The 25161-nt window shown below is 72.4% G+C and carries 23 protein-coding genes; 14 read left to right on the top strand and 9 right to left on the bottom strand.

The window, feature by feature from the left end; all coding sequences use genetic code 11:
* Positions 1–35 precede the first annotated feature (35 nt).
* Positions 36–1454, top strand: coding sequence for an aldehyde dehydrogenase family protein (locus ACQEUU_RS21725; protein ID WP_433068569.1), 1419 nt, complete (start codon positions 36–38; stop codon positions 1452–1454).
* Here ACQEUU_RS21725 and ACQEUU_RS21720 read toward each other — a convergent pair.
* On the bottom strand, positions 1442–2998 hold the full coding sequence (locus ACQEUU_RS21720) for a nitrilase-related carbon-nitrogen hydrolase (RefSeq protein WP_433068567.1): 1557 nt from the start codon (positions 2996–2998) through the stop codon (positions 1442–1444). The genes ACQEUU_RS21725 and ACQEUU_RS21720 overlap by 13 nt on opposite strands.
* Before the next feature lie 85 nt (positions 2999–3083).
* Here ACQEUU_RS21720 and ACQEUU_RS21715 point away from each other — a divergent pair, with 85 nt between their 5' ends.
* The 7 genes from ACQEUU_RS21715 (at position 3084) to ACQEUU_RS21685 (ending at position 8583) form a co-directional block, all read left to right on the top strand.
* Entirely contained in the window at positions 3084–3365 is a 282-nt protein-coding gene (locus ACQEUU_RS21715; RefSeq protein ID WP_433068566.1) for a Dabb family protein, read from the top strand.
* Positions 3366–3517: 152 nt separating this feature from the next.
* Positions 3518–4426, top strand: coding sequence for an alpha/beta hydrolase family protein (locus tag ACQEUU_RS21710; protein ID WP_433068564.1), 909 nt, complete (start codon positions 3518–3520; stop codon positions 4424–4426).
* A complete protein-coding gene (locus tag ACQEUU_RS21705; protein ID WP_433068563.1) occupies positions 4419–5549 on the top strand; it encodes a Rieske 2Fe-2S domain-containing protein in 1131 nt (376 codons plus the stop codon). The genes ACQEUU_RS21710 and ACQEUU_RS21705 overlap by 8 nt, the downstream gene beginning before the upstream one ends.
* The gene (locus tag ACQEUU_RS21700; protein WP_433068562.1) at positions 5524–6225 is read left to right on the top strand and encodes a hypothetical protein; all 702 of its coding nucleotides are present in this window, start codon (positions 5524–5526) and stop codon (positions 6223–6225) included. The genes ACQEUU_RS21705 and ACQEUU_RS21700 overlap by 26 nt, the downstream gene beginning before the upstream one ends.
* Positions 6222–7136: a hypothetical protein gene (locus tag ACQEUU_RS21695; protein WP_433068560.1), complete on the top strand. Its 915-nt coding sequence runs from the start codon at positions 6222–6224 to the stop codon at positions 7134–7136. The genes ACQEUU_RS21700 and ACQEUU_RS21695 overlap by 4 nt, the downstream gene beginning before the upstream one ends.
* Positions 7121–7843 (top strand): SDR family oxidoreductase, encoded by a 723-nt coding sequence (locus ACQEUU_RS21690; protein ID WP_433068558.1) that lies wholly within the window; start codon positions 7121–7123, stop codon positions 7841–7843. The genes ACQEUU_RS21695 and ACQEUU_RS21690 overlap by 16 nt, the downstream gene beginning before the upstream one ends.
* Entirely contained in the window at positions 7840–8583 is a 744-nt protein-coding gene (locus tag ACQEUU_RS21685; protein WP_433068556.1) for a maleate cis-trans isomerase family protein, read from the top strand. Before ACQEUU_RS21690 ends, ACQEUU_RS21685 begins: the two co-directional genes overlap by 4 nt.
* On the opposite strand, the gene ACQEUU_RS21680 is transcribed toward ACQEUU_RS21685, so the two are convergent.
* Entirely contained in the window at positions 8577–9920 is a 1344-nt protein-coding gene (locus ACQEUU_RS21680) for an MFS transporter (RefSeq protein WP_433068554.1), read from the bottom strand. The genes ACQEUU_RS21685 and ACQEUU_RS21680 overlap by 7 nt on opposite strands.
* Before the next feature lie 83 nt (positions 9921–10003).
* On the opposite strand from ACQEUU_RS21680, the gene ACQEUU_RS21675 reads away from it, so the two are divergent.
* The 4 genes from ACQEUU_RS21675 (at position 10004) to ACQEUU_RS21660 (ending at position 15046) form a co-directional block, all read left to right on the top strand.
* Positions 10004–10627 (top strand): hypothetical protein, encoded by a 624-nt coding sequence (locus ACQEUU_RS21675; RefSeq protein ID WP_433068552.1) that lies wholly within the window; start codon positions 10004–10006, stop codon positions 10625–10627.
* 24 nt (positions 10628–10651) lie between these two features.
* Complete coding sequence (locus tag ACQEUU_RS21670; protein ID WP_433068550.1) at positions 10652–12322, top strand: ABC transporter ATP-binding protein/permease; 1671 nt, start codon at positions 10652–10654, stop codon at positions 12320–12322.
* Entirely contained in the window at positions 12319–14058 is a 1740-nt protein-coding gene (gene cydC / locus ACQEUU_RS21665; RefSeq protein ID WP_433068548.1) for a thiol reductant ABC exporter subunit CydC, read from the top strand. The genes ACQEUU_RS21670 and cydC overlap by 4 nt, the downstream gene beginning before the upstream one ends.
* 82 nt (positions 14059–14140) lie before the next feature.
* A complete protein-coding gene (locus tag ACQEUU_RS21660; protein ID WP_433068546.1) occupies positions 14141–15046 on the top strand; it encodes a hydroxymethylglutaryl-CoA lyase in 906 nt (301 codons plus the stop codon).
* A gap of 101 nt (positions 15047–15147) precedes the next feature.
* Here ACQEUU_RS21660 and ACQEUU_RS21655 read toward each other — a convergent pair whose 3' ends face one another.
* Positions 15148–15543: a MerR family transcriptional regulator gene (locus ACQEUU_RS21655; protein WP_433068545.1), complete on the bottom strand. Its 396-nt coding sequence runs from the start codon at positions 15541–15543 to the stop codon at positions 15148–15150.
* Between the two features lie 68 nt (positions 15544–15611).
* Between ACQEUU_RS21655 and ACQEUU_RS21650 the strand changes: the two genes are divergently transcribed.
* Both ACQEUU_RS21650 and ACQEUU_RS21645 read left to right on the top strand, forming a co-directional pair.
* Positions 15612–16592, top strand: coding sequence for an NAD(P)-dependent oxidoreductase (locus ACQEUU_RS21650; RefSeq protein ID WP_433068543.1), 981 nt, complete (start codon positions 15612–15614; stop codon positions 16590–16592).
* A 420-nt stretch (positions 16593–17012) separates the two neighbouring features.
* Positions 17013–17792: a VOC family protein gene (locus tag ACQEUU_RS21645; RefSeq protein ID WP_433068541.1), complete on the top strand. Its 780-nt coding sequence runs from the start codon at positions 17013–17015 to the stop codon at positions 17790–17792.
* Positions 17793–17820: 28 nt separating this feature from the next.
* On the opposite strand, the gene ACQEUU_RS21640 is transcribed toward ACQEUU_RS21645, so the two are convergent.
* From ACQEUU_RS21640 to ACQEUU_RS21615, 6 genes are all read right to left on the bottom strand, one after another.
* A complete protein-coding gene (locus ACQEUU_RS21640; RefSeq protein WP_433068540.1) occupies positions 17821–18450 on the bottom strand; it encodes an isochorismatase family protein in 630 nt (209 codons plus the stop codon).
* Positions 18399–20243, bottom strand: a complete 1845-nt coding sequence (locus tag ACQEUU_RS21635; RefSeq protein ID WP_433068538.1) for a hydantoinase B/oxoprolinase family protein — start codon at positions 20241–20243, stop codon at positions 18399–18401. The genes ACQEUU_RS21640 and ACQEUU_RS21635 overlap by 52 nt, the downstream gene beginning before the upstream one ends.
* A complete protein-coding gene (locus ACQEUU_RS21630) occupies positions 20240–22243 on the bottom strand; it encodes a hydantoinase/oxoprolinase family protein (RefSeq protein WP_433068537.1) in 2004 nt (667 codons plus the stop codon). Before ACQEUU_RS21630 ends, ACQEUU_RS21635 begins: the two co-directional genes overlap by 4 nt.
* 16 nt (positions 22244–22259) lie before the next feature.
* On the bottom strand, positions 22260–23456 hold the full coding sequence (locus ACQEUU_RS21625; protein WP_433068535.1) for a CaiB/BaiF CoA transferase family protein: 1197 nt from the start codon (positions 23454–23456) through the stop codon (positions 22260–22262).
* Positions 23453–24076 (bottom strand): GntR family transcriptional regulator, encoded by a 624-nt coding sequence (locus ACQEUU_RS21620; protein ID WP_433068533.1) that lies wholly within the window; start codon positions 24074–24076, stop codon positions 23453–23455. Before ACQEUU_RS21620 ends, ACQEUU_RS21625 begins: the two co-directional genes overlap by 4 nt.
* A 90-nt stretch (positions 24077–24166) precedes the next feature.
* Positions 24167–25159: an alpha/beta fold hydrolase gene (locus ACQEUU_RS21615; protein ID WP_433068531.1), complete on the bottom strand. Its 993-nt coding sequence runs from the start codon at positions 25157–25159 to the stop codon at positions 24167–24169.
* Between the last annotated feature and the right edge of the window lie 2 nt (positions 25160–25161).

Here is a 25161-nt window from a genome sequence, read left to right as displayed (position 1 = left end):
GCACGGCCGCCGGGCGGCCGGGAAAGGAAGACCTGATGGAACTGATCAGCCGGGAGAACCCCGCCCGGATCACCGAGATCGTGGGCCGGGTGCCCGCCACCGGCGCGGACGGCGTGGACGCGGCGGTGCGCCGGGCCGGACGGGCCCAGCGGGAATGGGCGGCCCGGCCGATCGGCGACCGGATCGCCGTCCTGCGACAGGCCGGCGAGACCGTCACCGGCCGGGCCGGGGAGCTGGCCGGGCTGCTGGCGCGCGAGTCCGGCAAGCCGCTGGCCGACTGCCGGGGCGAGATCTCGTTCGCGCTGACCTACCTGCGCTGGGTGTGCGACCACGCGCCCCGGGTGCTGGCCCCCGCCGAGATCGACGACGCCGCCGGCCGGCTGGTGGTGCGGCGCGCGCCGTACGGGGTGGTGGCGTGCCTCACGCCGTGGAACGCCCCCGTCATCCTGGCCATGGTCAAGCTGGCGCCCGCGCTGGCGGCCGGGAACACGGTGGTGCTGAAGCCGTCGCCGCTGGCGCCGCTGGCGGTCGGCGAGGTTGCCGCGGCGCTGCCGGGTGTGGAGGTCGTGCACGGCGGCGCGCCGGCCGGGCGGGCGCTGGTCACCCATCCTCTGATCCGCAAGGTGGCCTTCACCGGCGGCGACAGGGCCGGGCGGGAGATCGCGGCGGCGGCCGGCGCGATGCTCACGCCGTCGGTGATGGAGCTCGGCGGCAACGACCCCGCCCTGTTCCTGCCGGACTTCGCGCTCACCGACGATGACTACGAGCGGCTGGTCATGGCGTCGTTCGCGACCAGCGGGCAGGTGTGCATGGCCGCCAAACGGCTGTACGTGCCGCGTGCCCGGCTGGCGGAGTTCACCGAGGCGTACCGGGCGGCGGCCGAGCGGGTGCTGGTGGTCGGCGATCCGCTGGCGGCCGGGGTCACGATGGGGCCGGTCATCTCCGCCCCGGCCGCCGACCGCGTCCGGGGGCTGGTGGCGGGGTCGGTCGCCCGTGGCGGTACGGCGGTGCCGCTCGGTCGCGCGCACGGCGACCTCGAATCCGGATATTTCGTGACCCCGACTCTCGTCACCGGGCTCGACGACGACGCGCCCCTGGTCGCCGAGGAGCAGTTCGGCCCGGCCGTGCCGCTGCTGCCGTACGACACCGAGGAGGAGGCGCTGGCCAGGGCCAACGCCGGAGAGCTGGGGCTGGCCGCCTCGGTCTGGTCGGCCGACGAGGACCGCGCCTTCGCCCTGGCCACCCGCCTGGAGGCCGGCTTCGTCTTCGTCAACACCCACAACCGCACCGGCATGTCGCTCCGCGCGCCCTTCGGCGGTGTCAAACGCAGCGGCTACGGCCGGGAGTACGGCGAGGAGGGGCTGTTGGAGTACGTCCAGAGCGCGGTCGCGCACGCCCCCGCGGCCTTCCGCGGAGGCGGAGACGGCATGCCCGCCACGGCCTACCCCGCCTGACCGGGGTCTCGGCCTTCCTGGCCGAGCAGGGCGCCGGCCAGGCGCCAGGGGCGCCCGTCCACCAGGTCGGTGCCCCGGGAGACGTGGCGGTTGACCGCCTGCTCCGGGCGGACCACGGCGTGCACGACCTCGTCGGAGTTCTTCACCGCGGTCACCTCCGGGTGGCTGATGCGGCCGGTGAAGGGCCCTTCCCAGGCGGTCCAGAGGGTGAAGTCCCGGGGCGCGGCCAGGATGAGCCCCGCCACCCCGTCGGGGCCGTCCTGGCCGGCCACCACCACGTTGAGACGGTTCTCCGCGGCCCTTTCGAGCAGGCCCAGCCGCAGCTCCCACGGCTCCCTGGCGGTGTACGGGACCGCGACCACGTCGGCGTCGGCCAGCGCCGCGAGGCGGAACTCCTCCGGATGCCGCGCGTCCTCCCCCGCGATGACCGCCAGGCGCCCCCAGGGCAACGGGTGTATCGGGCAGGTCCCGGGGCCGGGGGCCAGCACGCCCGAGCCGTCCACCAGCGCTCCGGCGCCGGTGACGACATGCGCGGGGGTGTCCCGTACGGCCGCCGAGACCTCCTCCGCCGTCAGCGGGGAGCCCTCGGGCAGGACGATGAGGGCGGCGCCGTCGGCGGCGGCGCGGCGGACGGCGGGGACGCCGGCGCGGACCACCGCGACCTGGAGGGACGGCACGCCCGGCGGGGCGGTGCGGCCGCGCGGGGGCCGGGCGATGGCGGCGTAGCGGACGGGGCGGCGGGTGGCCAGGAGCCGCGCGCGGTCGGCGTCGGCGGCGGCGGGATCGACGTCGGCCACCACGACCGCCTCGCCGGTGCGGGGTGCCCGCGCCACGACGGTCCCGTCCGGGGCGACGATCTGGCTCTCGCCTGCGCCGTGCAGCCACTCGACCGGCACCTTCAGCCCTGCGCCGACCTCGGCCAGCCGGTCGGCGGGGATGAGCGGGCCGACCTTGTTGGCGGCGACCACCCAGACCTTGTTCTCGGCGGCGCGGACCGGGACGTGCAGCGACGCTTCGTCGGTGGCGAACGAGTTCAGGCTGTTGAGCAGCAGTTGCGCGCCGCGCAGGGCCAGCCCCCGGGTGACCTCGCTGATCACGCCTTCCATGCAGGCGTACAGGCCGACGCGGCCGACGGCGGTGCCTATCACGGGCCCGGCCGTGGTCGCGGGGTCGAGGTGGTCGTTCTCGGCGCCCATGAGGATCTGCTTGTCCGCCTCGCCCAGCAGCTCGCCGTCCGGGCCGTACAGCAGGGAGGCGCCGGTGGTGCGGCCGTCGTCGCGGGCGAGCGTGACGCCGATCTTGATGTGCGCGCGGTGCGCGCGGGCGCGGCCGGCGATCGCGGTGAGGAAGGGGTCGCCGTGGCGGCAGGCCATCGTGCGGGCGTGCTCGCGGCCCTCGTACCAGGACAGATGGTTGCAGAACTCGGGTAACACGATCAGTTCGGCGCCCCGGCCCGCGGCCGTGTCGATCATGCGCAGGCTGGTGGCGAGGTTGGCGGCGACGTCCTGGCCGGTCTCGAACTGAACCGCGGCGACCCGCACCACAGCGCCTCCTGTTACATCTAGAGAAACAGCGTTTCCATCGCTTACACTCTCGCACAACAGAGCCGGATGTCCAGAGGAGCCGCTCGTGCTGACCCATGTCGTGCTGATGAAGTTCACCGACCCCGCCGACGCGCCGGAGGCCAAGAAGCTGCTCGAAGGGCTGGCCGGCCGGGTGCCGCAGATCAGGGAACTCTCCGCGCACCTGGACGTGGTGCGCTCGCCCGTCTCCTACGACCTGTGCCTGGTCACCCGGCACGAGTCCGCCGAGGAGCTGCGCGGCTACCAGGAACACCCCGAGCACCTGGAGGTGGCCGGCTGGCTGCGTCCCCGGCTGGAGGCTCGGGCGGTGGTCGACCACGAGGGGTAGCGCGGCCTCCTGGACACGGGTCACGGTTTCGGGAGATCCTGGATGGAAACACTGTTTCTTTATTGGTGACAGACTGGGGAAGAAGTCGTGAAGGAACCGCTTCGGCTCGTCCGCGCGCCGGCCGCCGGCGACCGGGCCCGGCCGGAGGCGTCATGATCCGGTCCCTGTGGTGGGCCGCGGAGACGGGCGGCAGCCCGCCGTTCGGCACCGCGCATCTCAAGGTCCACTACCCGGCCGCCGCCGAGGGCGACCGGCTGACCGGCGCGTTCCCGCCCGAGGGCGGGCCGTACCCGGTCGTGCTGTTCCTGTCCGGGATCAACGTCGGGCAGGACGCCTACCGCTGGCTGGCCATCGAGATCGCCCGCGCCGGATTCGTGTGCGTGACGTTCGACCGGGTGGGCGAGCTGTTCGGCGGTCAGTACGGCCTCACCCCCGGCGTCGACCTGGAGGCCGCCTCCCCCGCGCACTACGGCACCCGCCCGACCTGCCCCGCCATCGGCGGCGTCCTGGCCTCGCTGGCCCGGATCGACCTGCTCGAAGGCGCGCTCGACCTCGACCGGGTGGCCATCGGCGGACACTCCGCCGGCGGCACCGTGGCGATGCAGTCGGCCAGGTTCTTCCCCGGCGTCAAGGCCGTCTTCTCCTACGGCGCCCACACCATGGTCGCCACCATGCTGGGCTGGCCCGCCGGCACCGTCCTGCCCGCCCAGGCCGACTGCCCGGTGCTGCTGTCCGTCGGCACCCGCGACGGCGTCATCCAGGGCAGCGCCGACCGCTACGGCCAGGACGAGCGGGCCCCCGACCCGGTCACCCGGACCTTCGAGGAGGCCCTCGGCGACGGCGAGCACCTCCTGGCCCTCTTCGAGGGCGCCAACCACTTCCTGATCGCCGACCCGGTGGACCCGACGGCCGCACGCGCCTTCCTGGACCTGCCGGCCACCGCCCAGCCCCGGCCCGAACTGGCCCGGCTGGTCACCGCGTTCCTCCGTACCCATCTGCACGACGATCCGGAGGCACGGGCCGTCCTGTCCGGCCTGCCCATAAGGAGGAAGCATGCTTAAGAACTTCTGGTACGCGATCGAGTTCAGCCACGTCGTGGAGCACCGGCCGCGCAAGGTCACCTGCCTCGGGCAGGACTTCGTGATCTGGCGGCGGCGGAACGGCTCGGTGGCCTGCCTGTCCGACCTGTGCGTGCACCGGGGCGGGGCCCTGTCGCTGGGCACGCTGACCGAGGACCGCATCGCCTGCCCGTACCACGGCTGGGAGTACGAGTCGGACGGCACCTGCGTGAAGATCCCGGCGAACCCGCCCGGCCGCGGCATCCCGAAGAAGGCCCGGGTCGACGCCTACCCGATCGTCGAGAAGTACGGCCTGGTCTGGGCCTACCTGGGCGACCTGCCTGAGGACAAACGCCCGCCGATCCCGCACATGGCCGAGCACGACGACCCCTCCTTCCGCGCCGTCTACTGGCAGACCGTCGTCGAGGCGAACTACGAGCGGGCGATGGAGAACGTCGTGGACGCGGCGCACACCCCGTTCGTGCACGGCACCGCCTTCGGCAACCCCGACAAGCCGGAGATCCCGGACTACGAGGTGACGCAGGGCGAGTGGCACGCGGAGGCCGACATCCTGCTCAATCCGCCGGCGCCCAAGGGCCTGTGGGGCATGCTGTCCCCCAAGCGCCTCGACCCCGTCGTCGTCACCAACGGCTGGTACCTGCCGAACGTGGTCAAACTGCACGTCCGGCTCCCGTTCGGCGACCTGATCCTGTACGACCACAACATCCCCCTGTCGCAGAACCGCACCCTGGTCAAGCTCGTCGGCTACCGCAACTTCTTCCCCGGCAAGTGGGCCGACGGCAACGCGCTCAAGCGGATCAGGCGGATCTTCGAGCAGGACCGGAAGGTGGTGGAGGCGCAGCGGCCCGAACTGCTGCCCTTCGACCTGGCCGCCGAGCTGCACCTGCGCAGCGACGCGCTGCAGATCGCCTACCGGCGGCGCCGCCAGGAGCTCGTCGAGCAGGGCTGGTTCCTGGACGACGACGACATCGTGGTGGGCGACGTGCCGCGCCGCGAGGCCACCGTCATCGCCTCGCCGGCCCGCCGTGACAATCCCGAACTCGCCCGCGCGTGGGTGCACAAGACCCGAGGAGACGACCATGAGCCTGCCCGAAGCGCTGAGTGAGCGCACCCTGGAGCGGCTGAGCGCCGCCCTGGACCTGAGGCCGGCCGACGACGTGCCGCTGACCTCGCCGATGTCCCCCGACCCGGTCGGCCGGCTGCGCGTGCTGCGTCCGGAGGGCGCGGACGGGCCGGTCGGCAAGGCCGTCTCGGTCAGCCTCGTGGTCCCGCAGATCGGGCTCGACAGCCACATGATCTTCGTGTTCACCCGGCCCGGCTCGGCGGTTCCGCACTTCACGCTGGACGCGGTGGCCGCCGCCGAGTTCCACGCCATGCACCTGGACCTCATCCCCCGCGCCGAACTGGCCGTCAACCTGGAGTACCTGGACGCCTGCTTCCTGCCGCTCACCGACCCGCTGGAGCGGGCCTGGCGGCTCGACGGGCTCTCCCCCGCCGCCATCGGACCCAGGCAGCGGGCCATGATGTCGCCCTGGATGCTGGTGTGCCGCGCCACCGACGACGCCTTCGCCGCGCTCGGCCCGACCGTGGACGCCTACCTCGACCACTGGCTGACACTCGTGGGCGGCGGCGTCCCCGAGCCCGCCGGCGACCTGGCCGGACGCGACCGCGTCTGCCGGGCCAACCTCTTCTCCCCCGACGTGGACCCCGTCTGGCACCAGGTGACCAGGCTGATCGGCGCCGGCCAGTCGGAGACCGTGCGGAAGGAACTGCTGAAGTGACCGAGCCCAGCGAGTGGCAGCGGCGCATCGAGGGCGAATGGACCGGGCGGCCGTCCCTGTTCGACCACACCGGGACGTGGCTGGGCTTCGAGGACATCCGCCGCTCCTCGGTCAGCGAGGGCGGCGTGACCACGTACTACATGGACGGCGGGCTGGAGGGCGGCGGCCCGCTGGCGGGCCGGTTCCGGCTGGGCGCCCCGTTCGCGTTCGGGGTGGTCGACTCCGACGCCAGCCGGATCTACACGGGCCCCGACTTCTACGGCACCGGCCAGCCGTACGGGTCCTTCGTCGACGCGCACTACTACGGGCCGGGCTGGCAGGTGGACCTCAACACCTGGAACCAGGTCATCGGTGACACGCAGGTCTACTCCTCGATGCTGTACCAGGGGCCCGCGGTCGTCGGCTGCTTCAACGGCCTCTACACCCGCGACCCGGCCAAGGCCGCCGACTGGCTCGCCGCCGAGACGAGGAACGGGCCGGTCCCGTACATCCTGCCGACCAAGACCGGCGGCGCGTTCGCCGGCCCGTGCGAGCTGTTCGGCGCCGACCAGAAGCCCATCGGCACGGTCGGCCTGCGGATCGAGCTGGAGCCGCTCGACCTGCTGCGGACCCGGCAGCGCGTCACCTGGTCCGGCGCGCTGGAGCGCGCGTACACGGTGGACGTGCGGCGCGACGGGACCCGTTCCTTCTACGAGGGGCCGGACGCGTGGGGCAACGCCCAGGCGTTCGGCCGGGCCAACTACCCCGGCGTCCACTTCGCCGACGTGTGGAAGCTCAAGGGCCGGGAGTTCATGCTCGACGCCTCGCCCGGCATGCGCTCGGGCACCGAGCTGGCGGTGGTCTACGAGCTGTTCGAGGGCGGCGCGCTCGCCGCGGTGATGCACGGGGTGCTGACGTGGTCATCGTCGTGACCGGCGGCAGCCGCGGCATCGGGCAGGGCCTGGTCAGGGAGTTCCTGGCGCGCGGCCACCAGGTGGTGACCTGCGGCAGCACCCGGGCGCCCGAGGACGGCCTGGGCGTCATCGCCGACGTCACCGACCGGGCCCAGGTGCGCGAGCTGTGGGACACGGCCGTCGCCGAATACGGCCGGGTGGACATCTGGATCAACAACGCCGGCATCACACACGGCCGGGCGCCGCTGTGGGAACTGCCCGAGGAGGAGACCCGCGCGGTCGTCGGCGTCAACCTCACCGGCGTGGTCAACGGCTGCGCGGTCGCGCTGGCGGGCATGACCGCCCAGGGCCACGGCCATGTCTGGAACATGGAGGGACTGGGCAGCGACGGCCGGGCCGTGCCGGGACTCTCGGTGTACGGGGCCACCAAGCGGGCGCTGACCTACCTCACCAAGGCCCTGGCCAAGGAGGTGCCCGCCGGGGTCTCGGTCGGGCTGCTCAGCCCCGGCATGGTCGTCACCGACCTGCTCGTCCGCGACCTGAACCCGAAGTCGCGCAAGGTCTTCGACATCCTGGCCGACCGGGTCGAGACCGTGACCCCGTGGCTGGCCGAGCAGGCGCTCGCCCGTACCCGGAACGGCGCGCACGTCCGCTGGCTGACCGGCCGCAAGGTCGCGGCCCGGTTCGCCGTCGCCCCCTTCACCAAGAGAAAGGTCCTGCCGTGACCGACGCACTCGGCTGGCGACGCAAGTTCGGCGTGATCGCGCCCTCCACGAACACCATCGTGGAGCCGGACTTCTACGCGATGACGGTGCCCGGCGTGACCGCGCACTTCAGCCGGATCCACATCAGGGACCAGAACATGGCCGGCGACGAGGGCATGGAGCGGCTGCTCGGCCAGATCCGCGACGAGCTCGGCGCGGCCTGCGAACGGGTGATGACCTGCGAGCCCGACTACATGGTCATGGGCATGTCCGCCGAGACCTTCTGGGGCGGCGTCGAGGGCAACCGGCAGTTCGTCGAGCAGATCCACGGACTCACCGGACTGCGGGTGGCCACCGGCGCGGAGGCCTGCGAGCGGGCGCTGAAGCTCTACGGCGCCCGCCGCATCGGCGTCGTCACCCCGTACCAGCCGGTGGGCGACGCGAACGTGGTCCGCTTCTTCTCCGAGATCGGCTTCGAGGTCACCGCGATCAAGGGCCTGAAGTGCCCCACGGCCGTGTCGATCGCGCACGTGGGCGAGGCCGAGCTGCGCGACGCCCTGGTCGAGGTGAACTCCGCCGACGTGGACGTGCTGGTGCAGTGCGGCACGAACCTGTCGATGGTGCGGCTGGCCGACGAGGCAGAGCGCTGGCTGCGCAAGCCGGTCATCGCGATCAACGCCGCCACCTGGTGGATGGCCCTGCGCGACAACGGCATCGAGGACAAGGTGTACGGCGCGGGCTCGCTCCTGCGCGATCACTGAAAGGCCCGGAGAGCGGCCTTCCTGTCGTCCTCCAGGCTCGCCCTGCCCCGGAACGCCGGCAGCGCGCCGGCCAGCAACGGGACGGCGAGGATCGCGTACGCCCAGCGCAGCGATCCGGTGGCGTCGGAGAAGGCGCCGACCAGCAGCGGTCCCGCCGATCCCGCCAGGGAGATCAGGAACTGCAGCAGCGCGAACCCGAGCCCCCGCCGCGCGGCGGGCACCACGTCGGCGGCCGCCGCCGTCAGGTTGGGGATCGCCACCAGGAACCCGCCCGAGGCGACAGCCAGGCAGAGCAGCTGCACGGGCAGCACCAGCAGCAGGGCGACACCCGTCAGGGCGAGCGCCCCGACGAGCAGCCCCCAGGCGCCGACGGTCACCCGCCAGCCCGGCCTGACCAGGTGCCCCCTGTCGCCGAGCCGGGCGCCGAGCACGCTGCCGGCGACCATGCCGAGCAGTCCGACACCGCCGGCCAGCCCGGAGGCGGAGCCGACGGACAGGTCGAAGGTGCGCTGGTAGAAGGTGGGCAGCCAGAACATCAGCCCGCCCAGCCCGAAGAAGACGGTGCCGAGCCCGAAGGCGATGGCGCGCAGGGTCCTGATCCGCAGCAGCTCGCGCATCTCGGCCAGGACCGGGCCGCGGCGTTCCGGCGCGGCGGCGGGCTCCGCCTGCCTGCCGGTCCTGAGCATCTCGATCCGGTCGCCGGTGCCCCGCTCGGGCTCGCGCAGGGTCAGGCAGAGCAGGGCGATCACCATGCCCGGCACCGCCACGAGGAAGAACATGGTCCGCCAGCCGTACGCCTCCGCCAGCGCGCCGCCGGCGACGATGCCGACGGGCGGCCCGGCGAAGTAGCCGAACCGCTCCAGCGAGAACGCCCGGGTCCGGCTGCCGCCGGGGAAGTAGTCGGCCAGCAGGCTGGAGGCCGCCGGGTTGTAGAGCAGCCCCGTGCCGCCGAGCAGCACCCGCACGGCGAACAGCATCGCGTACGAGGTCACCAGCCCGCTGCCGAGGGTCAGCAGTGACCAGACGGCCACCACCAGGAACAGGGTCCAGGTCCTGCGGCCGTGGTCGGCCAGCCGCCCGGCGGGGATCAGCAGGATGACGCCGGCCAGCGCGGCGGAGGTCGCGATGGCGCCGCCCGCCGTGTCGCCGAACCCGAGATCCCGCTGGATGCCGGCCAGCGCCCCCGCCATCAGGTTGTACTCCACCCGGTCGACGAAGGCGATCAGCGCGACGCAGATCGCGGGCCACCATCCGAACGGCGCCGCCGCGTCCAGGCGCACCCGCCGGGGGGCCCTGCCCGCGACGGGGATCTCGACGTAGTCGTCAGCGCCCGCCATGCGCACATCGTTATGGAAACACTGTTTCCCGTCAATGGATCTCGTGTCTTACTTGGAAACGACGTTCCCCAATGGGAGTTGCCATGGAATACCCCCTCTCCCTCGCCCTCGTCGACTTCCTGCCGGTCATCGCCATGGCCGTCGGGGTCGCGCTGCTCGTCCCCTACGCCCGTCACCCGGCCGTGGCCGCGGGCGGCTGGCTCACCGTGCTGGGCGGCGGGCTCAAGGCCGTCTGGAAACTGGTCATGGCGATCCGCGGGCCGGACCTCGTGTGGCTGGCCGAGGCCCAGTTCTTCCTGCTCGGCACCGGGTTCACGCTGATGGCCTGGGCGCTGCTGGCGACCGGATCCGCCCGGCGGCCGCCGGCGTGGGCGTTCGCCGGCTTCGCCCTGCTGGGCATCGCCGCCGCGATCGCGGTCCGCGACACCTGGCCGATGCTGATCGTGACCACCGTCTCGGCCACCCTCGTGGGCATCCGGCTGCTGCTGCTGTCCCGCCGGGCCGGCGCTGCCGCCGCGGTCTACCTGTTCGGGTTCAACCTTCTCGGCACGTACGTGATGGGCCTGCTGGCCTCGCGGCCCGAGCAGACGATCGCCCTGCAGTGGGCGGAGGAGATCCTCAACACGCTGAACTGGTCGGCCTTCGCCCTGGGGGTCTGGCTCCTGACGCGGGCGAAGGCTCCCGCGTACGAAGACGCCGTCGACTGACGGTCCACGCAGATGGAGGTGCACGTGGAGTCGCTGATGCGGCCCATCCGCGGGCCGGTCCTGCTGTCCGTGCTGGGCACGTGGCTCCAGGCCCTGGCCACGACCGCGCTGCTGCTGTTCACCGGCAACGCGATCGGCCAGATCGCCGCGGGCGGTCCGCCCGACGGCGGCGTCGTCACCGGGCTGGCCGTCGCGGCCGTCGCAAGGGCGCTGTCCGCCGCCTGGGTGCCGGCGATCACCGTCAGGGCCGGCGGGCGGCTGGAGCTCGACCTGCGCGACCGGGTCTACCGCCACCTGCTCCGGCTCGGCGCCCCGCTGCGTTCCAGCGAGCAGACCGGCCGCCTGGTCTCCACCGGCACCGAGGCCGTCGAGCTCGTCGCCACCTACTACGCCACCTTCCTCGGCCCGATCCTCGCCTCGATGACCGTGCCGATCCTCGTGCTGGCCGCCATCGCGATCTTCGTCGACCCGTGGACCGCGCTCGTCCTGGCCGTCGCGGTCCCGGCCATCCCGCTCACCGTCGGCGTCTTCCAGCGGGCCTTCGCCAGGGTCAGCGACGGCTACCGTGACACCGCCAACCGGCTGGCCGCCCGCTTCCTGGACGCCCTGCAGGGCCTGACCACGCTCAAGCTCTTCAACCAGGGCACCGCGCACGGCCGGACCCTGGCCAAGGCCTCGGAAGACCTGCGCCAGGCGATCATGCGGCTGCTGGCCGGCAACCAGGTCATCCTCTTCGTGATCGACACCGTCTTCTCGCTGGGGATGATCACCGCGGCGACCGTCCTGGCGATGATCCGCTTCCGCGACGGCGCGATCGGCCCGGGCGAGGCCGTCGCCCTGGTGCTGCTGGCCACCCAGCTCGTCGAGCCGCTGGACAAGGTCGGCCAGTTCTTCTACGTCGGCATGAGCGGCATGGCCGCCGCCAAGGAGATCAGGAACCTGCTGGCCGAGCGGCCCTCGGTCACCGACGCCGACGCCGGGCACCCGGCAGGGACCACCTCCGAGGTGACCTTCGACGCGGTCGGCTTCGGCTACCTGGCGGACACCCCGGTGCTGCGCGAGGTGAGCTTCACCATCGCGCCCGGCGAGAAACTGGCGCTGGTCGGGCCCTCGGGATCGGGCAAGAGCACCGTCGCCGCCCTGCTCCAGCGCAACCTGGACCCCGGCGAGGGCACGATCCGCGTCGGCGGTCACGACGTGACCGCGGTGCCCGCCGCCTGGGTGCGCGAGCAGATCAGCGTCGTCGCCCAGACGACCTACCTGTTCACCGGCACGCTCAGGGACAACCTCAAGGTCGCCGCGCCCGACGCCGATGACGACCGGTTGCGCGAGGCGCTCGCCGTGGCCGACCTCGACCTGGACCTCGACACGCCGGTGGGCGAGCGCGGCCTGACCCTTTCCGGCGGTCAGGCGCAGCGCGTGTCGATCGCGCGGGCCGCGCTGAAGGACGCACCCATCCTGGTCCTCGACGAGCCGACCTCCAACGTGGACCTGGAGTCCGAGGCCGCGATCCTGGCCGCGCTGGACCGGCTCACCGCCGGGCGGACCGTGCTGGTGATCGCGCACCGGCTGTCCACCGTCCGCGACGCCGACCGGATCGCGGTCCTGGAGGACGGCGCCGTCACCGAGCAGGGCACGCACGAGGAACTGATGACGGGCGAAGGCCACTACGCCAGGGCGGTGAGGTCACGATGACCAGGTTCCAGATCAGCCGGCGGCTGCTGGCCTTCGGCCGTCCGCTCCTGGTCCCGCTCGCCGTCTCGGTCCTCTTCCGCGTGCTGCAGCAGAGCCTGGGCATCGCCCTGTACGGCGTGGGCGCCTGGGGCGTGGTCAGGGTCGTGTCCGGCGAGCCGGAGGTGATCGGCGAGATCGCCGTGGCCATGGTCGTCATGGCCTTCGCCAAGGGCCTGTTCCGCTACGTCGAGCAGTACTCGGGGCACTTCGTCGCCTTCAAGCTGCTCTCCCTGCTGCGCGACGACTTCTACGCGCGGATCGAGCCGCAGGCGCCCGCCGGCACCGAGGGCGGCCGCTCCGGCGACCTGCTCGCCCGCGTGATGAAGGACATCGACCGCATCGAGGTGTTCTACGCCCACACCATCGCGCCCGCGCTGGCCGCCGCCGTCGTGCCGGTGATCTCCCTGACCGTGCTGGGGACGGTCTTCAGCCCGGTGGTGGCGCTCGTGCTCGCGCCGTTCCTGATCGGGGTGGGCATCGGGGTCCCGTGGCTGAGCCACCGCGCCGCCGCCACCGCCGCCACCGAGCTGCGCCGCTCGCGCGGCGAGGTCTCCCAGCACCTCACCGACGGCGTCCAGGGCATCAGGGAGGTGCTCGCCTTCGGGTACGGGCCGCGCCGCCTGGCGGAGCTGAGCGCGCTCGGCGGCGCAGGCGTGTCGGCCGTCGGCAGGCTCGGCCGCCTGATCGCGCTGCGCCGGGGCCTCAACGAGCTGCTCGTCGCCGCCGGGATGATCGCGGTCCTGTTCACCGGTTACGCCCAGGGCCTGGGCTGGCAGGACATCGCGATCACCGTCGCGATCGGCCTGGCGGCCTTCGGGCCGGTGCTGGGCGTGGAGGAGTTCGTCGCCGACCTGGAGCAGGCGTTCGCCGCCGCCCGCCGCCTCTGGGAGATCACCGACCGGCCGCCTCTGGTCGTCGACCCCGGATCCCCCGAGGCCCGGCCCGCCGGCCGGTCGATCGCCTTCGAGTCGGTGACCTTCACCTACCCGGGCGGGCCGGCTCCCGCGCTGCGGGACGTCTCCTTCACCGTCCCCGAGGGCGAGCGGTACGCCGTCGTGGGCGCGTCGGGCTCGGGCAAGTCCACGCTGGTCTCGCTCCTGCTCCGGTTCTGGGATCCGGACTCCGGCAGGGTGCGCGTCGGCGGCGTCCCGGTCGACCGGCTCGGCCTCGGCGACCTGCGCGACCTGGTGGCCGTCGTCGGCCAGCGGACCTACCTGTTCAACGACACTGTGGCCGCCAACCTGAGGCTCGCCCGGCCGGCCGCCACGCAGGAGGAGTTGGAGGCCGCCTGCCGCCGGGCCGCCCTGCACGACACGATCACGGCGATGCCCGAGGGCTACGACACCGTGATCGGCGAGATGGGCGAGCGGCTGTCCGGTGGCCAGCGGCAGCGGCTGGCGATCGCCCGCGCCCTGCTGAAGGACGCCCCGATCATCGTCCTGGACGAGGCGACCTCCGAGCTCGACACGCACACGGAGGCCGAGATCCAGCGGCAGATCGACGACCTGGCCGAGGGCAGGACCCTCCTGGTCATCGCGCACCGCCTGGCCACGGTGACCGACGCCGGCCGCATCCTCGTACTGGACCGCGGTCGCCTGGTGGAGCAGGGCACCCACGAGGAGCTCCTGGCCCGCCAGGACGCCTACGCCCGCCTGTACGCGCGCCAGGCCGACGACCTGGACCGGGCGACCGGATGACGATTGTATGCATCCAATCCATATATCGCGCTTTATAGCCTAATATGTGGATTTTTTGCATACATGTTGGTATCCAGGAAGCATGTATCCCCCCGAAGTGAACCTCGTCGAAGTCGGCCCCAGGGACGGGCTCCAGAACGAGTCCGTCCTGGTGGGCACCGACGACAAGGTCGCCTACATCGAGGCCCTGGCCGACGCCGGCCTGACCCGCATCGAGGCGGTCAGCTTCGTCCACCCCCGCCTGGTCCCCCAGATGGCCGACGCCGAGCAGGTGATGGCCCGGGTGCCCCGGCGCGACGGGCTCAGCTACATCGGCCTGATCGTCAACGAGCGCGGCCTGGACCGGGCCCTGGACGCAGGCGTCGACGAGGTCAACGTCACCGTGGTCGCCACCGAGACCTTCTCCCAGCGCAACCAGGGCATGACCATCGCGGCCGCGCTCGGCTCCTTCGCCGCCATCTCCGCCCGCGCGCGGGCCGCCGGGCTGCCGGTCACCGCGACGGTCGGCGCCTCGTTCGGCTGCCCCTTCGAGGGCGAGGTGTCGCCGGACCACGTCGCCGCGATGGTCCGGCGCTGCGCCGAGGCGGGCGCCGACGAGATCGCGCTGGCCGACACGATCGGCGTCGGCGTGCCCGCCGACGTGCGCCGCCTCACCGAGGCGGTGCGCGCGGTCACGGACCTGCCGCTGCGCTTCCACTTCCACAACACCCGCAACACCGGGTACGCCAACGCGCTGGCCGCCGTCGAGGCCGGGGCGAGCGCCCTGGACGCCAGCAGCGGCGGAATCGGCGGCTGCCCGTTCGCCCCGGCCGCCACCGGCAACATCGCCACCGAGGACCTGGCCTACGCGCTGCGCCGATCGCACATCCGTACCGGAGTCGACCTGGAACAGCTGACCACGGCCGCGGCGTACATCGGCGAGCGGCTGGGCGCGCCGGTGCCCGCCCTGCTCGGCCGCGCGGGCGACTTCCCGTCCGTCGATCACTGATCAGCGATCCGGCCGCCGCTCGCTCGCCGGAAGAGACGGCACTGATCGATGACCGGCAAGCCCTGAAGGGGCAGTGCCGCCTTCTCGGAAGACAGGGACGGCTACCTGTCCGCGATAGCCTTGCCGGCGCTGATGATTCCCGTCAGCGCCGCTCTTACGTCGTGCAGTTCGGCGATTCGGGTGTCGATGCGCCGCTGTTCCCGCTCGAATTCGGCGATGAGGTCCTCGCAGCCAGGCGCGAGGAACTCTCCCTCGTCGACCATGCAGGGCAGGATCTCGCTGACCATGTCGCTGTTGAGGCCCGCCGCGAGCAGGATCCGGATGCGGCGCACCGTTTCGACGTGTTCTTCGGTGTAGACGCGGTATCCGCCAGCCGTTCGCCCGGGGACCAACAGCCCTTTCTCCTCGTAATAGCGCAACGCGCGAGGGCTCACTCCCGCGCGCCGTGCCAGAGCACCGATCCGCACCCGTCGCTGCCTCTCCGTCTTGACCTTCACGTCAACGTGAACCTTTAGCGTAACGGGGATGCGCCGGGAACCCCGGCGTCCTCGAACGACGGGAGAACATGACAGTGACTCAGCAGTTCTCGCCTGCACCGGTGGCCGTGCTGGGGATGGGACCCATGGGACGAGCCATCGCCGCGGCGTTCCTCGCCGCGGGTCACCCGACCACGGTGTGGAACCGGACCGCCGGTAAGGCCGACGAGCTTCTCGCCCGCGGGGCCGTCCAGGCCGACAGCCCGCTGGCCGCGCTCGACGCCGCCGAGGTGGTCATCGTCTGCGTCATCGACGCGAACGCGGTGGACGTCATCCTCGACCGGGCGCTGGCGGAGTCGGGCCGGTCACGGCTGCCCGCCGCCACACTGGTGAATCTCACGTCCGACGGGCCGGGGCGCACACGCGAACTGGCCGCCAGGGCAGGCGACTTGGGCGTGCGCTACCTCGATGGCTCGATCATGACTCCGGCGGCGGCCATCGGTACGCCGGCGACCCGCATCCTCTACAGCGGGCCCGCTGTCCTCTTCGACCGCCACCGCCGCACGCTGGCGGCACTGGGCGGCGCGGCGGTGCATCTCGGGGACGACCCCGGCAGGGCGGCGAGCTTCGACGTCGCCCTGCTGAACCTGTTCTGGACCTCGATCGCCGGTCTGATGCACTCCTTCGCGCTCGCGGCGCGGCAGAACGTGCCGGCCACCGCGCTCGCGCCGCACGCCCAGCAGATGGCGGAACTGGTCGCCAACCTGCTGCCCGGACTCGCGTCCGACATCGACGCCGGGCGTTTCTCCGGGACGGAATCGGCCTCGCTTACCTCGGTCGCCACGAGCCTGGACCACATCGTTCACGCGTTGGAGGAGGCCGGGATCTCCCCGGCCGTAACCCAGGCCGCCAAGAACGCCGTCGACGCCGCGGTGTCGGCCGGCCACGGAGGCGACTCCGCCGCCCGCCTCGCCGAGTTCCTCAATCGCGGCCACACGGACAGCATTCCGCAGGCAGGCGGCGCACCGTTCTTCCCGCCCTCCTCAGCCGACCGGAAAGAGCCCAGGTGAGCCGCAAAGAGGTCACCACGGACCCAGTACACCTCGATGCGGTCCATGCTGATCACGGTGCTCCCCGAGATGGGGCAGTTCGCGCCCTCGTCCGGAGAGTACGTTCCGGTGACCCTGGACGGATCCCTGCCCACGGAGTGCCGAAGGACGAGTCAACAGGTTGGGAGATGGCGCCTTCCACTGCGCCGCCTGCCGGATCGTGTCGGTGAGGACTCCCCACGATGCGGCAGGCGGCGAGTTCTAGTTGCGCATGCTGACCGAGATCAAGGTGTCAGCGGCGGGATACCGGCTTTGACGGACCGCTGAAGCGGATGCCGAAGCGGTCAGGAATCGAGAAGCGCGGCCCGCCGAGCCGCACCTAGCGTTACCCGCGTGAACAGCACCCCCACTGCGGATTCCTCCCGCCCCAGAAGTCACGCCATGGCCCTCACCCTCGACGTCGTCACCCTCGGGGCGCCCGACGTGCCCGCCGCGCGCAGGTTCTACAGCACCGCACTCTCTCCCGCCGTCGCCGACGACGATGACTCGGTGAACCTCGACCTGCACGGGACGGGGCGGCTCACCCTGTCCGCGGCCGAGGGGCTCGCCGCGGAACCGGTGGCGGCGGGGTTCCGCGGCTACGTGCTGACCTGCGTCGTCAACCAGCCCACCGAGGTCAGGACCCTGATGGACGCCGCCGTCCGGGGCGGCGCGGAGGTTCTCAAACCCGCGAAGAAGGCCCTCTTCGGTTCGTTCTCCGGGGCGTTCCGGGCGCCGGACGGCGCCATCTGGAAGCTGGCGGCGGCCACCGGCAAGGACACCGGCCCCGCGGCGGAGAGCCCGGTCCCGACCGAGACCACCCTCATTCTCGGCGTCGCCGCGCCGAAGGCGTCGAAGGCCTTCTACGAGGCCCTGGGCATGTCGGTCGACCGCGACTACGGCAGCAAGTACGTCGACTTCCACCCCGCCAAGGCGGCGGCCAGGCTGTGCCTGATGGAACGCGGAGTCCTGGCCAGGGACGCGGGCACGACGAGGGACGGCGGCGGCTTCCCCTCAATGATCCTCACCCACACGGCCGGGTCCCGGGAAGAGGTCGATGCCCTCCTGGCGTCGGCGGCCGCCGCCGGAGGAAGGATCACCGTCGCCGCCGCGCAGACGACCCAGGGATATTCCGGCTCCTTCACCGACCCGGACGGCTTCTGGTGGCGGGTGACGCACTGACCCCCGAGGACTGTGCCCGGTTCAGGCGTCAGAGCCGCCGCAGCACCTCCTCCTCGTCCCAGACCTCGCCGTACTTGGCCTGGATGTCGAAGAGGTTCGCCTCGTGCGGGCCCGGGTCGCGGTCGCCGACCGCCTGCCGGACCACCACCGGGACGAAGCCGTGCTGCACCGCGTCGACCGCGCTGGCCCGGATGCACCCGCTGGTGGACACGCCCGCGATGAGCAGCGTGTCCACCCGCAGCGCGGTCAGCGTGGAGGCGAGCGTGGTGCCGAAGAACGCGCTGGCGTACTGCTTGACGATCACCACCTCGCCGTCGGCGGGCGCCACCTCCGGCATCAGCTCGCCCAGCGGCCCCGCAAGGTGCCGCAGCGGCGGCACCTTGCGGTAGAACAGCCCGCCGTCGAGCCCGCCCGCGCCGAACGCGACCCGGGTGTGGACCACCGGCAGGCCGGCCGCGCGGGCCGCCGACAGCACCCGGGCGGCGCTGTCCAGGCAGTCCCGCGACCCCATGTAGAGGTCCGCGCCGGGCTCGAAGTAGGCCCGCATCAGGTCGACGAGGATGAGCGCGGGACGCTCCCCGAACGGGAGCGTCCCGTCGAACGGGTTCACGCCCTGGCCGGGGGCCGGGGAGCGGGCAGGCCGGTCTCCTCCTCGCACCTGGCCAGGATCTCCGCCATCGGCGGGCCCATGTCGAAGACCTTCGGCTCCGGCCTCGTGCGTTCGAGCTCGGCCCGCAGGTCACGGGTGGCCGCCTCGTCCACCGTGCCGTCGGCCGCGCAGACCACGCCGTAGCTGCGGGCGCCCTGCGCCGTCAGCAGGCCGCGCCGCACCTCCAGCCCGACCAGGGCGGGGTCGCGCGCCAGCGGGTCACCCCAGCCGCCGCCGCCCCAGGTGACGAAGTGCAGCACGTCGCCCGGCGAGACCGGCACGTCGTGGACCTTGCTCGGCAGGATCTCCCTGCCGCCGTCCGCCCGCTCGATCCACTTGCGGCCGCGCGCGCCCGGCTCGCCGCCGTTGACGCCCCACGGGTAGGTCAGCCAGCGGTCGTCGTGGATGGCGATGGTGCCCGGCTTCAGGAACCGGTACGCCACGTCCACGCCGTTGCCGCCCCGGTGCAGGCCCGCTCCCCCGCTGTCGGCGACGGTCTCCCAGCGTTCGATGCGCAGCGGGTAGTACGACTCCAGGAACTCGCACGGGATGTTGGTGAACGACGGCCACAGCGAGTGGCCGTCGGGGCCGTCGCCGATCGGCCTGCCCGGGATGCCGCCGAAGCCGATGGAGTAGAGCTGGAAGCCGTCGCCCGCGTACATGAAGTGGGGTGAGGAGGAGAAGCCGGCCGCGTTCAGCAGGTCGGGCGTCTTCTGCCCGAGCAGGCCGCCGAACAGGTCGAAGATCCGGCCGATGCCGTGGTTGCGGGCGTTGAGCGCGGCGGGATACTCCGGCTTCCAGAAGCTCTTGTCCGGGATGCGCACGTCGATCAGCGGGTAGAAGCCGTCGTTCCAGAGGATCTGCGGGTCGGCCACCGTGATGAGGTAGATCCCGAAGAACATCCGGGCGAGGTTCTCGTTCAGGTAGTAGTTGATCGGCCCCTCGGACTGCGCGGAGCTGCCGGTGAAGTCGAGCAGCACCTTGTCGCCCGTGCGGGTCAGCGACAGCACCAGCTCGTACGGGCCGTTGCCGACGCCGTCGTCGCAGATGTAGTCCTTGAACGTGAGCGTCTCGCCGTCCTCGAACAGGGTGGTGAGCAGCGTCCGCATCGCGTCGTGGTTGCGCTGGAGCAGCGCCCGCAGGGCCGAGGTGTAGGTGTCGGCGCCGAAGCGGGCGCACAGCTCCTGGATGCGGCGCCCGGCGGTGCGGCAGGCGGCCACGATGCCGTTGAGGTCGGCCCGGTTCCAGTCGGGCCGGCGCACCTGGTTGAGGATGATGCGCAGCGCGTCCTCGTTCAGCACGCCCTTGGAGTAGAGCTTGAAGGGCGGGATGACCACGCCCTCCTCGAAGATCGTGCGCGCGTCGGTCGGCATCGAGCAGGCGGTCTTGCCGCCGACGTCCGACATGTGGCCGAACATCGACGCCCAGCCGACCACCCGGCCGTCCACGTACACCGGCATGACGACCAGCCAGTCGTTGGCGTGGCTGATCGCGCCGTCGCAGGAGTACGGGTCGGAGGTGAGCAGCACGTCGCCCTCCTCCACCGTCCCGTCGAACCGGTCGAGCAGGGCCGGGATGGACAGGCCGAACTGGCCGGCGACCATCCGCCCCTCGGCGTCGGCGATGAGCGGGAACTCGTCGTGCTGCTCGCGGATGCCCGGCGACAGCGCGGTGCGGAAGAGCACCTCGTCCATCTCGTAGCGGGCGTTGCGCAGCGCGTTCTCGATGATGTCGAGCGTGACGGGGTCGACCTCGGCCTCGGCCAGAGGTGCCGTCGCGGTCTGGATGATCTGGGCCATCATGCCTCCAGTGGCCGGATGAGCAGGCTGCCGCTCTCGTGCACCTCGGCCACGTGGCCGGGCAGGACGAGCGTGGTGGAGTCCATCTCGGTGACGATCGCGGGCCCTTCGACCAGGTTGCCCGCGAGCAGGGCGGCGCGGTCGTAGACCGAGGCCTCCGCCCAGCCGCCGTCGATCCAGACCTCGTGCTTGCCGACGGGCTCGGCCTCGGGTCCTCCGTGCGCGAGCCGGACCGGCTGGACGTCGGGGCGCGGCCCGCTCACCGAGGCGCGGGCGCTGACGATCTCGTGCTCGTTGCTCAGCAGGAACGAGAACAGCCGCTCGTGCTCGGCGTCGAACGCCTTGCCCAGCGCCTCCAGCCCGGTGTCCAGGCCGAGGTCGATCGGGATCTCGAAGCCCTGGCCGTGGTAGCGCACGTCGACCTGGTACGTGACGGTCTGGTCGGCGCGGCCCACCCCCTCGGCCTCCAGGGTGGCGGCGGCCCGCTCGGCCAGCTCGGCCAGCATCTGCCTCAGCTCGTCGTCGGTCAGCTGGGAGAAGCGCTTGATGCTGGTCCTGGCCGCCTCGTCGCGCAGGCACGTGGTGGCGTCGCCGTACGCGCACAGCACGCCGGGCGACGGCGGGATGATGACCGGCCAGGACCCGGTCAGCCGGCCGAGCGCGTTGGCGTGCAGCGGCCCGGCCCCGCCGAAGGCGACCAGCGCGAAGTCGCGCGGGTCGAAGCCCTGCTGGACGGAGACGAGGCGCAGCGCGCCGAACATGTTCTCGTTGACGATGTCGACGATGCCCTGGGCGGCGGCCTCCACCGTCAGCCCCATCGCCTCGGCGACCTGCCGCACGGCCTCGCGGGACCGTTCCCGGTCCAGCGTGATCTCGCCGCCGGCCAGCCGCGACGGCAGGTAGCCCAGCACCACGTTGGCGTCGGTGACGGTGGGCTCCGTGCCGCCCTTGCCGTAGGCGGCCGGTCCGGGCTCCGCGCCCGCCGACTGCGGGCCGACGCGCAGCGCCCGGGTCAGCGCGGGTACGTGCGCGATCGAGCCGCCGCCCGCGCCGACGGTCCGCACGTCCACCGAGGCCGAGCGTACGGTGAGGTCGCCCACCTTGGTCTCGCGGCCGACCCGCGGCCGGGCGTCCTGGACGAGCGCCACGTCGGTGGAGGTGCCGCCCATGTCGAAGGTGAGGAAGTCGGTGTACCCGGCCTGCTCGGCCACCCAGGTGGCGCCCGCGACCCCGCCGGCCGGGCCGGACAGCAGCATGTTGACCGGCGCCGCCTTGGCGTTCGCGCGGGAGGCCAGGCCGCCGTCGCTGCGCAGCACGTACAGGTCGAGGCCCAGGTTGTCCAGGTAGGTGGCGACCCTCGGCTGGACGTAGGCGTTGGCGACCGTGGTGACGGTCCGCTCGTACTCGCGCAGCTCGGGCAGCACCTGGGAGGAGATCGAGACGGGCACGCCCGGCAGCTCCTCGGCCGCCAGTTCGGCGACGCGGCGCTCGTGGCCGTCGAAGGCGAAGGAGTTGATCAGCGAGACGGCCAGCGCCTCGACGCCGCGCAGCGACCGCAGCTTGGCCCGCAGGTCGTCCTCGTCCAGCGGCGTCACCACCGAGCCGTCGGCGGCGACCCGCTCGACGGCCTCCACGGTGTCCTCCAGGGCGGCGAGCGGCTCCGGCTTGGGCCAGATGATCCAGCCCGCCAGGCCGCCGGGGACGAACGAGCGGGCGATCTGCAGCACCTGGCGGAAGCCCGCCGTGGTGACGAGGCCGACCCTGGCGCCCTTGCCCTCCAGGATGGCGTTCGTGGCGACGGTGGTGCCGTGCAGGATCTCCCCGATCTCGTCCGGGGAGACGCCCGCCACCGCGCACGCCTTCTCGACGCCGGCCAGGACGCCGATCGACTGGTCATGGGGAGTGGACGGAGTCTTGGCGCGGAAGGTCTGCCCTGACTCCTGATCGATGAGAAGGATGTCGGTGAACGTCCCTCCGACGTCCACCCCGAGCCGGTAGCGCATGGGGGGTTCCTCGCTTCTAGATGATTCCGGCCGTGGAGAGGCCGGCGATCTCCTCAGGGGAGAGTCCGAGCAGGCCGCCGTAGACCTCCTCGTTGTGCTGGCCGAGCGCGGGCCCCGCGCTGCGCACCCGGCCGGGAGTGCCGGACAGCTTCGGCACCACGTTCTGCATGGCCACCTCGCCGAAGTCCGGGTGCGGCACGTTGACGATGGCCTCACGGGCGGCGAAGTGCGGGTCGGCGAACATGTCCTTGGCCGTGTAGATCCGCCCGGCCGGCACGCCGCCGTCGTGCAGCAGCCGCAGCAGCTCGTCGGCCGCGTGGCCGGCGGTCCAGGCGGCGATGATCCCGTCCAGCTCGTCCATGTTCTCGCCGCGGGCGCCGTGGGTGGCGTACCGCTCGTCGCCGGCCAGCTCCTCGGCGCCCATGACCTGGGCCAGCCGGGCGAAGACGCTGTCCTGGTTGGCGGCGATGAGGATCGCGTCGCCGTCCCGGGTGGGGTAGACGTTGCTGGGCGAGACGTTCGGCAGCACGGGGCCGGTGCGCTCGCGCTGGTAGCCGGCCTGCTGCCACTCGGGCAGCAGCGACTCCATCATGGCCAGCACCGCCTCGTAGATCGCCGAGTCGACCACCTGGCCGCGGCCGCTGCGCTGCCGCTCGTGCAGCGCCACCAGCGTGCCGACGCAGGCGTGGGTGGCGGCCAGCGAGTCGCCGATCGAGATCCCGGCCCGCGACGGCGGCAGGCTGGGGTCGCCGGTGACGTAACGGATGCCGCCCATGGCCTCGCCGATCGACCCGTAGCCCGCGCGCGGCGCGTACGGGCCGGTCTGCCCGAACCCGGTCACCCGGGTGATCACCAGCCGGGGGTTGATCGCGTGCAGCTCGTCCGGCGACATGCCCCAGCGCTCCAGCGTGCCGGGCCGGAAGTTCTCCAGCAGCACGTCCGCCTCGGCCACCAGCTTCCTGACCAGGTCCTGGCCCTGCCGGGTGCGCAGGTCGCAGGTGACCGACTTCTTGTTGCGCGCCACGACCGGCCACCACAGCGACTTGCCGTGCGGCTTCTCCCGGCCCCACTGCCGCATCGGGTCGCCGCGGCCGGGATCCTCCACCTTGATCACTTCCGCGCCGAAGTCGCCGAGCAGCTGCCCGGAGAAGGGTCCGGCCAGCAACTGGCCGAGCTCGATGACCCGTACGTCGTCCAACGGGAGATGTGTCATGCCTTCTTCCTCGGTCCGAGCAGGGAGGCGCGGGCCGAGAACAGGTGCGCTCGCATGACCGCCTCCGCCCATTCGGGGTCCCCGGCCTTGACGGCCGCCGCGATCTCGATGTGGTGGTTGACGCTGCGCCGCATGGCCTCCTCGTCGAAGGCGCCGTAGGTGCGCAGCAGGATGGGTGAGTGGATCAGGGCGCTGATCGACTGGGCGAGGATGGCGCTGCCGCCCAGGCGCACGAGCTCCTGGTGGAACTCGGTGTTGAGCCGGTAGACCGCGTCCAGCTCGCGCCGGTCGGCGTGCTCGCCGAGCGACACGGCGACCGCGTGCAGCCGTGCCACGTCCTCGTCGGTGGCGGTCGCGGCGGCCTGCCTGGCGGCCAGCCCTTCGATCCTGGCCCGCAGCTCGAAGATCGTCTCCAGGTCCGCCGCCGGATACTCGACGACTCTGGCGCCCTTGTTGGCGGTGACCTCGACCAGGCCCTCGGACTGCAGGTGGCGCAGCGCCTCGCGGACGGGGGTGCGGCTCACCTGGAGCAGCTGGGCGAGCTCGACCTCGCCCAGCCGGTCGCCGGGCGCGTAGCGGCCGCCGAGTATCAGGGCCCTGAGATCATCAATGACGGACATGCATACATCCTCACGCCGAATGCCCCGATTATGGGCATACCGGGACCTGAGGACAAGGTTTTTGCATACATCTCCCGGGGTTCCGGTCGTTCAGCCGACGGCGAGGAAGGCGGCGAGGTCGGCGGCGATCTCCTCGGGGTGCTCGCCGCCGAGCGCGTGCGAGGCGTCCGGGTAGACCTTCACCGTGCCGTTCCCGAGCACGCGCCCGGCGACCTCGCGGGAGACGCCGGGGTCGTGCATCACGGACTTCCCGGCCAGGATCGCCAGCACCGGCATCGTCAGGCCGCCCAGTTTCCCCTCCTCGATGAGCGAGGGCTGCCGCAGCTTGAGCGTGTAGGCGCGCATCCCGGACTCGATCAGGTCCGCCACCGGCACGTCCTCCACGGGAGCGCCGCCGGCGGTGTAGGAGTTGAACGAGTCGCGCCAGGACTTCGGCAGCCACGGCACGGAGGCGGGGATGGCGCGGATCGCGGTGCCGGCCGGGATGGCGGAGAACGTGTAGACCGGGTCGAGCAGCGTCAGCGTGGCGACGCGCCCCGGCCGGTGGACGGCGAGGTTGGCGGCCGTCCACCCGCCGATGGACAGCCCGACCAGGTGGAAGGAATCCTCCGGCAGCCGCGCGAGCACCTGGTCGAGCCAGGCCGCCTGGTCCGCGTCGGAGGTGATCGGCGCGTCCTGCACGCTCTTGCCCGGCTCGCCCAGCAGATCGACGGTGTAGACGTCACCGATCCTGAGCAGGTGCGGCAGGTTGCCGGCCCACACCGGGGACGCGGACGCCCTGCCGGGCAGCAGCACCAGCGGCCCGGCCCCGCCGGGGGCGCCCGCATACCGGTAGACCCGCACGAACCCGAAGTCGGTCCGCACGTCGATCGTCTCGGCGGCCCGCGGCAGGTCCGCCATCGCCCGGTCGTAGGCGGCCATGTACTCCGCGCGGTCGGCCGCGCTGTTCCAGTGGCCCACCGGTGACGGCTGACGCAGCAGGAAGGCCACGGCGACCACCAGCACGGCGGCGACGCCGCCCGTGACCTTCAGCGCCCGGCGGCGGCGCGGGACGGCCGGGCCGCCGGGGTGGACGTCCTCCATGA

This window comes from Nonomuraea sp. CA-218870 (assembly GCF_050936535.1).
Classification (GTDB): Bacteria; Actinomycetota; Actinomycetes; order Streptosporangiales; family Streptosporangiaceae; genus Nonomuraea; species Nonomuraea corallina.
Note: the sequence above shows the minus strand (reverse complement) of the source record. Positions and strands in the feature narration are given on the sequence as shown.

Excerpts from the sequence above, each read along its gene's own strand:
- ACQEUU_RS21630 (WP_433068537.1), bottom strand. The coding sequence starts at position 22,243 with ATGCGCTACCGGCTCGGGGTGGACGTCGGAGGGACGTTCACCGACATC.
- cydC (WP_433068548.1), top strand. The coding sequence starts at position 12,319 with ATGACCAGGTTCCAGATCAGCCGGCGGCTGCTGGCCTTCGGCCGTCCG.
- ACQEUU_RS21650 (WP_433068543.1), top strand. The coding sequence starts at position 15,612 with ATGACAGTGACTCAGCAGTTCTCGCCTGCACCGGTGGCCGTGCTGGGG.
- ACQEUU_RS21615 (WP_433068531.1), bottom strand. The coding sequence starts at position 25,159 with ATGGAGGACGTCCACCCCGGCGGCCCGGCCGTCCCGCGCCGCCGCCGG.
- ACQEUU_RS21635 (WP_433068538.1), bottom strand. The coding sequence starts at position 20,243 with ATGATGGCCCAGATCATCCAGACCGCGACGGCACCTCTGGCCGAGGCC.
- ACQEUU_RS21645 (WP_433068541.1), top strand. The coding sequence starts at position 17,013 with ATGGCCCTCACCCTCGACGTCGTCACCCTCGGGGCGCCCGACGTGCCC.
- ACQEUU_RS21700 (WP_433068562.1), top strand. The coding sequence starts at position 5,524 with ATGAGCCTGCCCGAAGCGCTGAGTGAGCGCACCCTGGAGCGGCTGAGC.
- ACQEUU_RS21725 (WP_433068569.1), top strand. The coding sequence starts at position 36 with ATGGAACTGATCAGCCGGGAGAACCCCGCCCGGATCACCGAGATCGTG.
- ACQEUU_RS21710 (WP_433068564.1), top strand. The coding sequence starts at position 3,518 with ATGATCCGGTCCCTGTGGTGGGCCGCGGAGACGGGCGGCAGCCCGCCG.
- ACQEUU_RS21625 (WP_433068535.1), bottom strand. The coding sequence starts at position 23,456 with ATGACACATCTCCCGTTGGACGACGTACGGGTCATCGAGCTCGGCCAG.
- ACQEUU_RS21620 (WP_433068533.1), bottom strand. The coding sequence starts at position 24,076 with ATGTCCGTCATTGATGATCTCAGGGCCCTGATACTCGGCGGCCGCTAC.
- ACQEUU_RS21660 (WP_433068546.1), top strand. The coding sequence starts at position 14,141 with ATGTATCCCCCCGAAGTGAACCTCGTCGAAGTCGGCCCCAGGGACGGG.
- ACQEUU_RS21705 (WP_433068563.1), top strand. The coding sequence starts at position 4,419 with ATGCTTAAGAACTTCTGGTACGCGATCGAGTTCAGCCACGTCGTGGAG.
- ACQEUU_RS21680 (WP_433068554.1), bottom strand. The coding sequence starts at position 9,920 with ATGGCGGGCGCTGACGACTACGTCGAGATCCCCGTCGCGGGCAGGGCC.
- ACQEUU_RS21675 (WP_433068552.1), top strand. The coding sequence starts at position 10,004 with ATGGAATACCCCCTCTCCCTCGCCCTCGTCGACTTCCTGCCGGTCATC.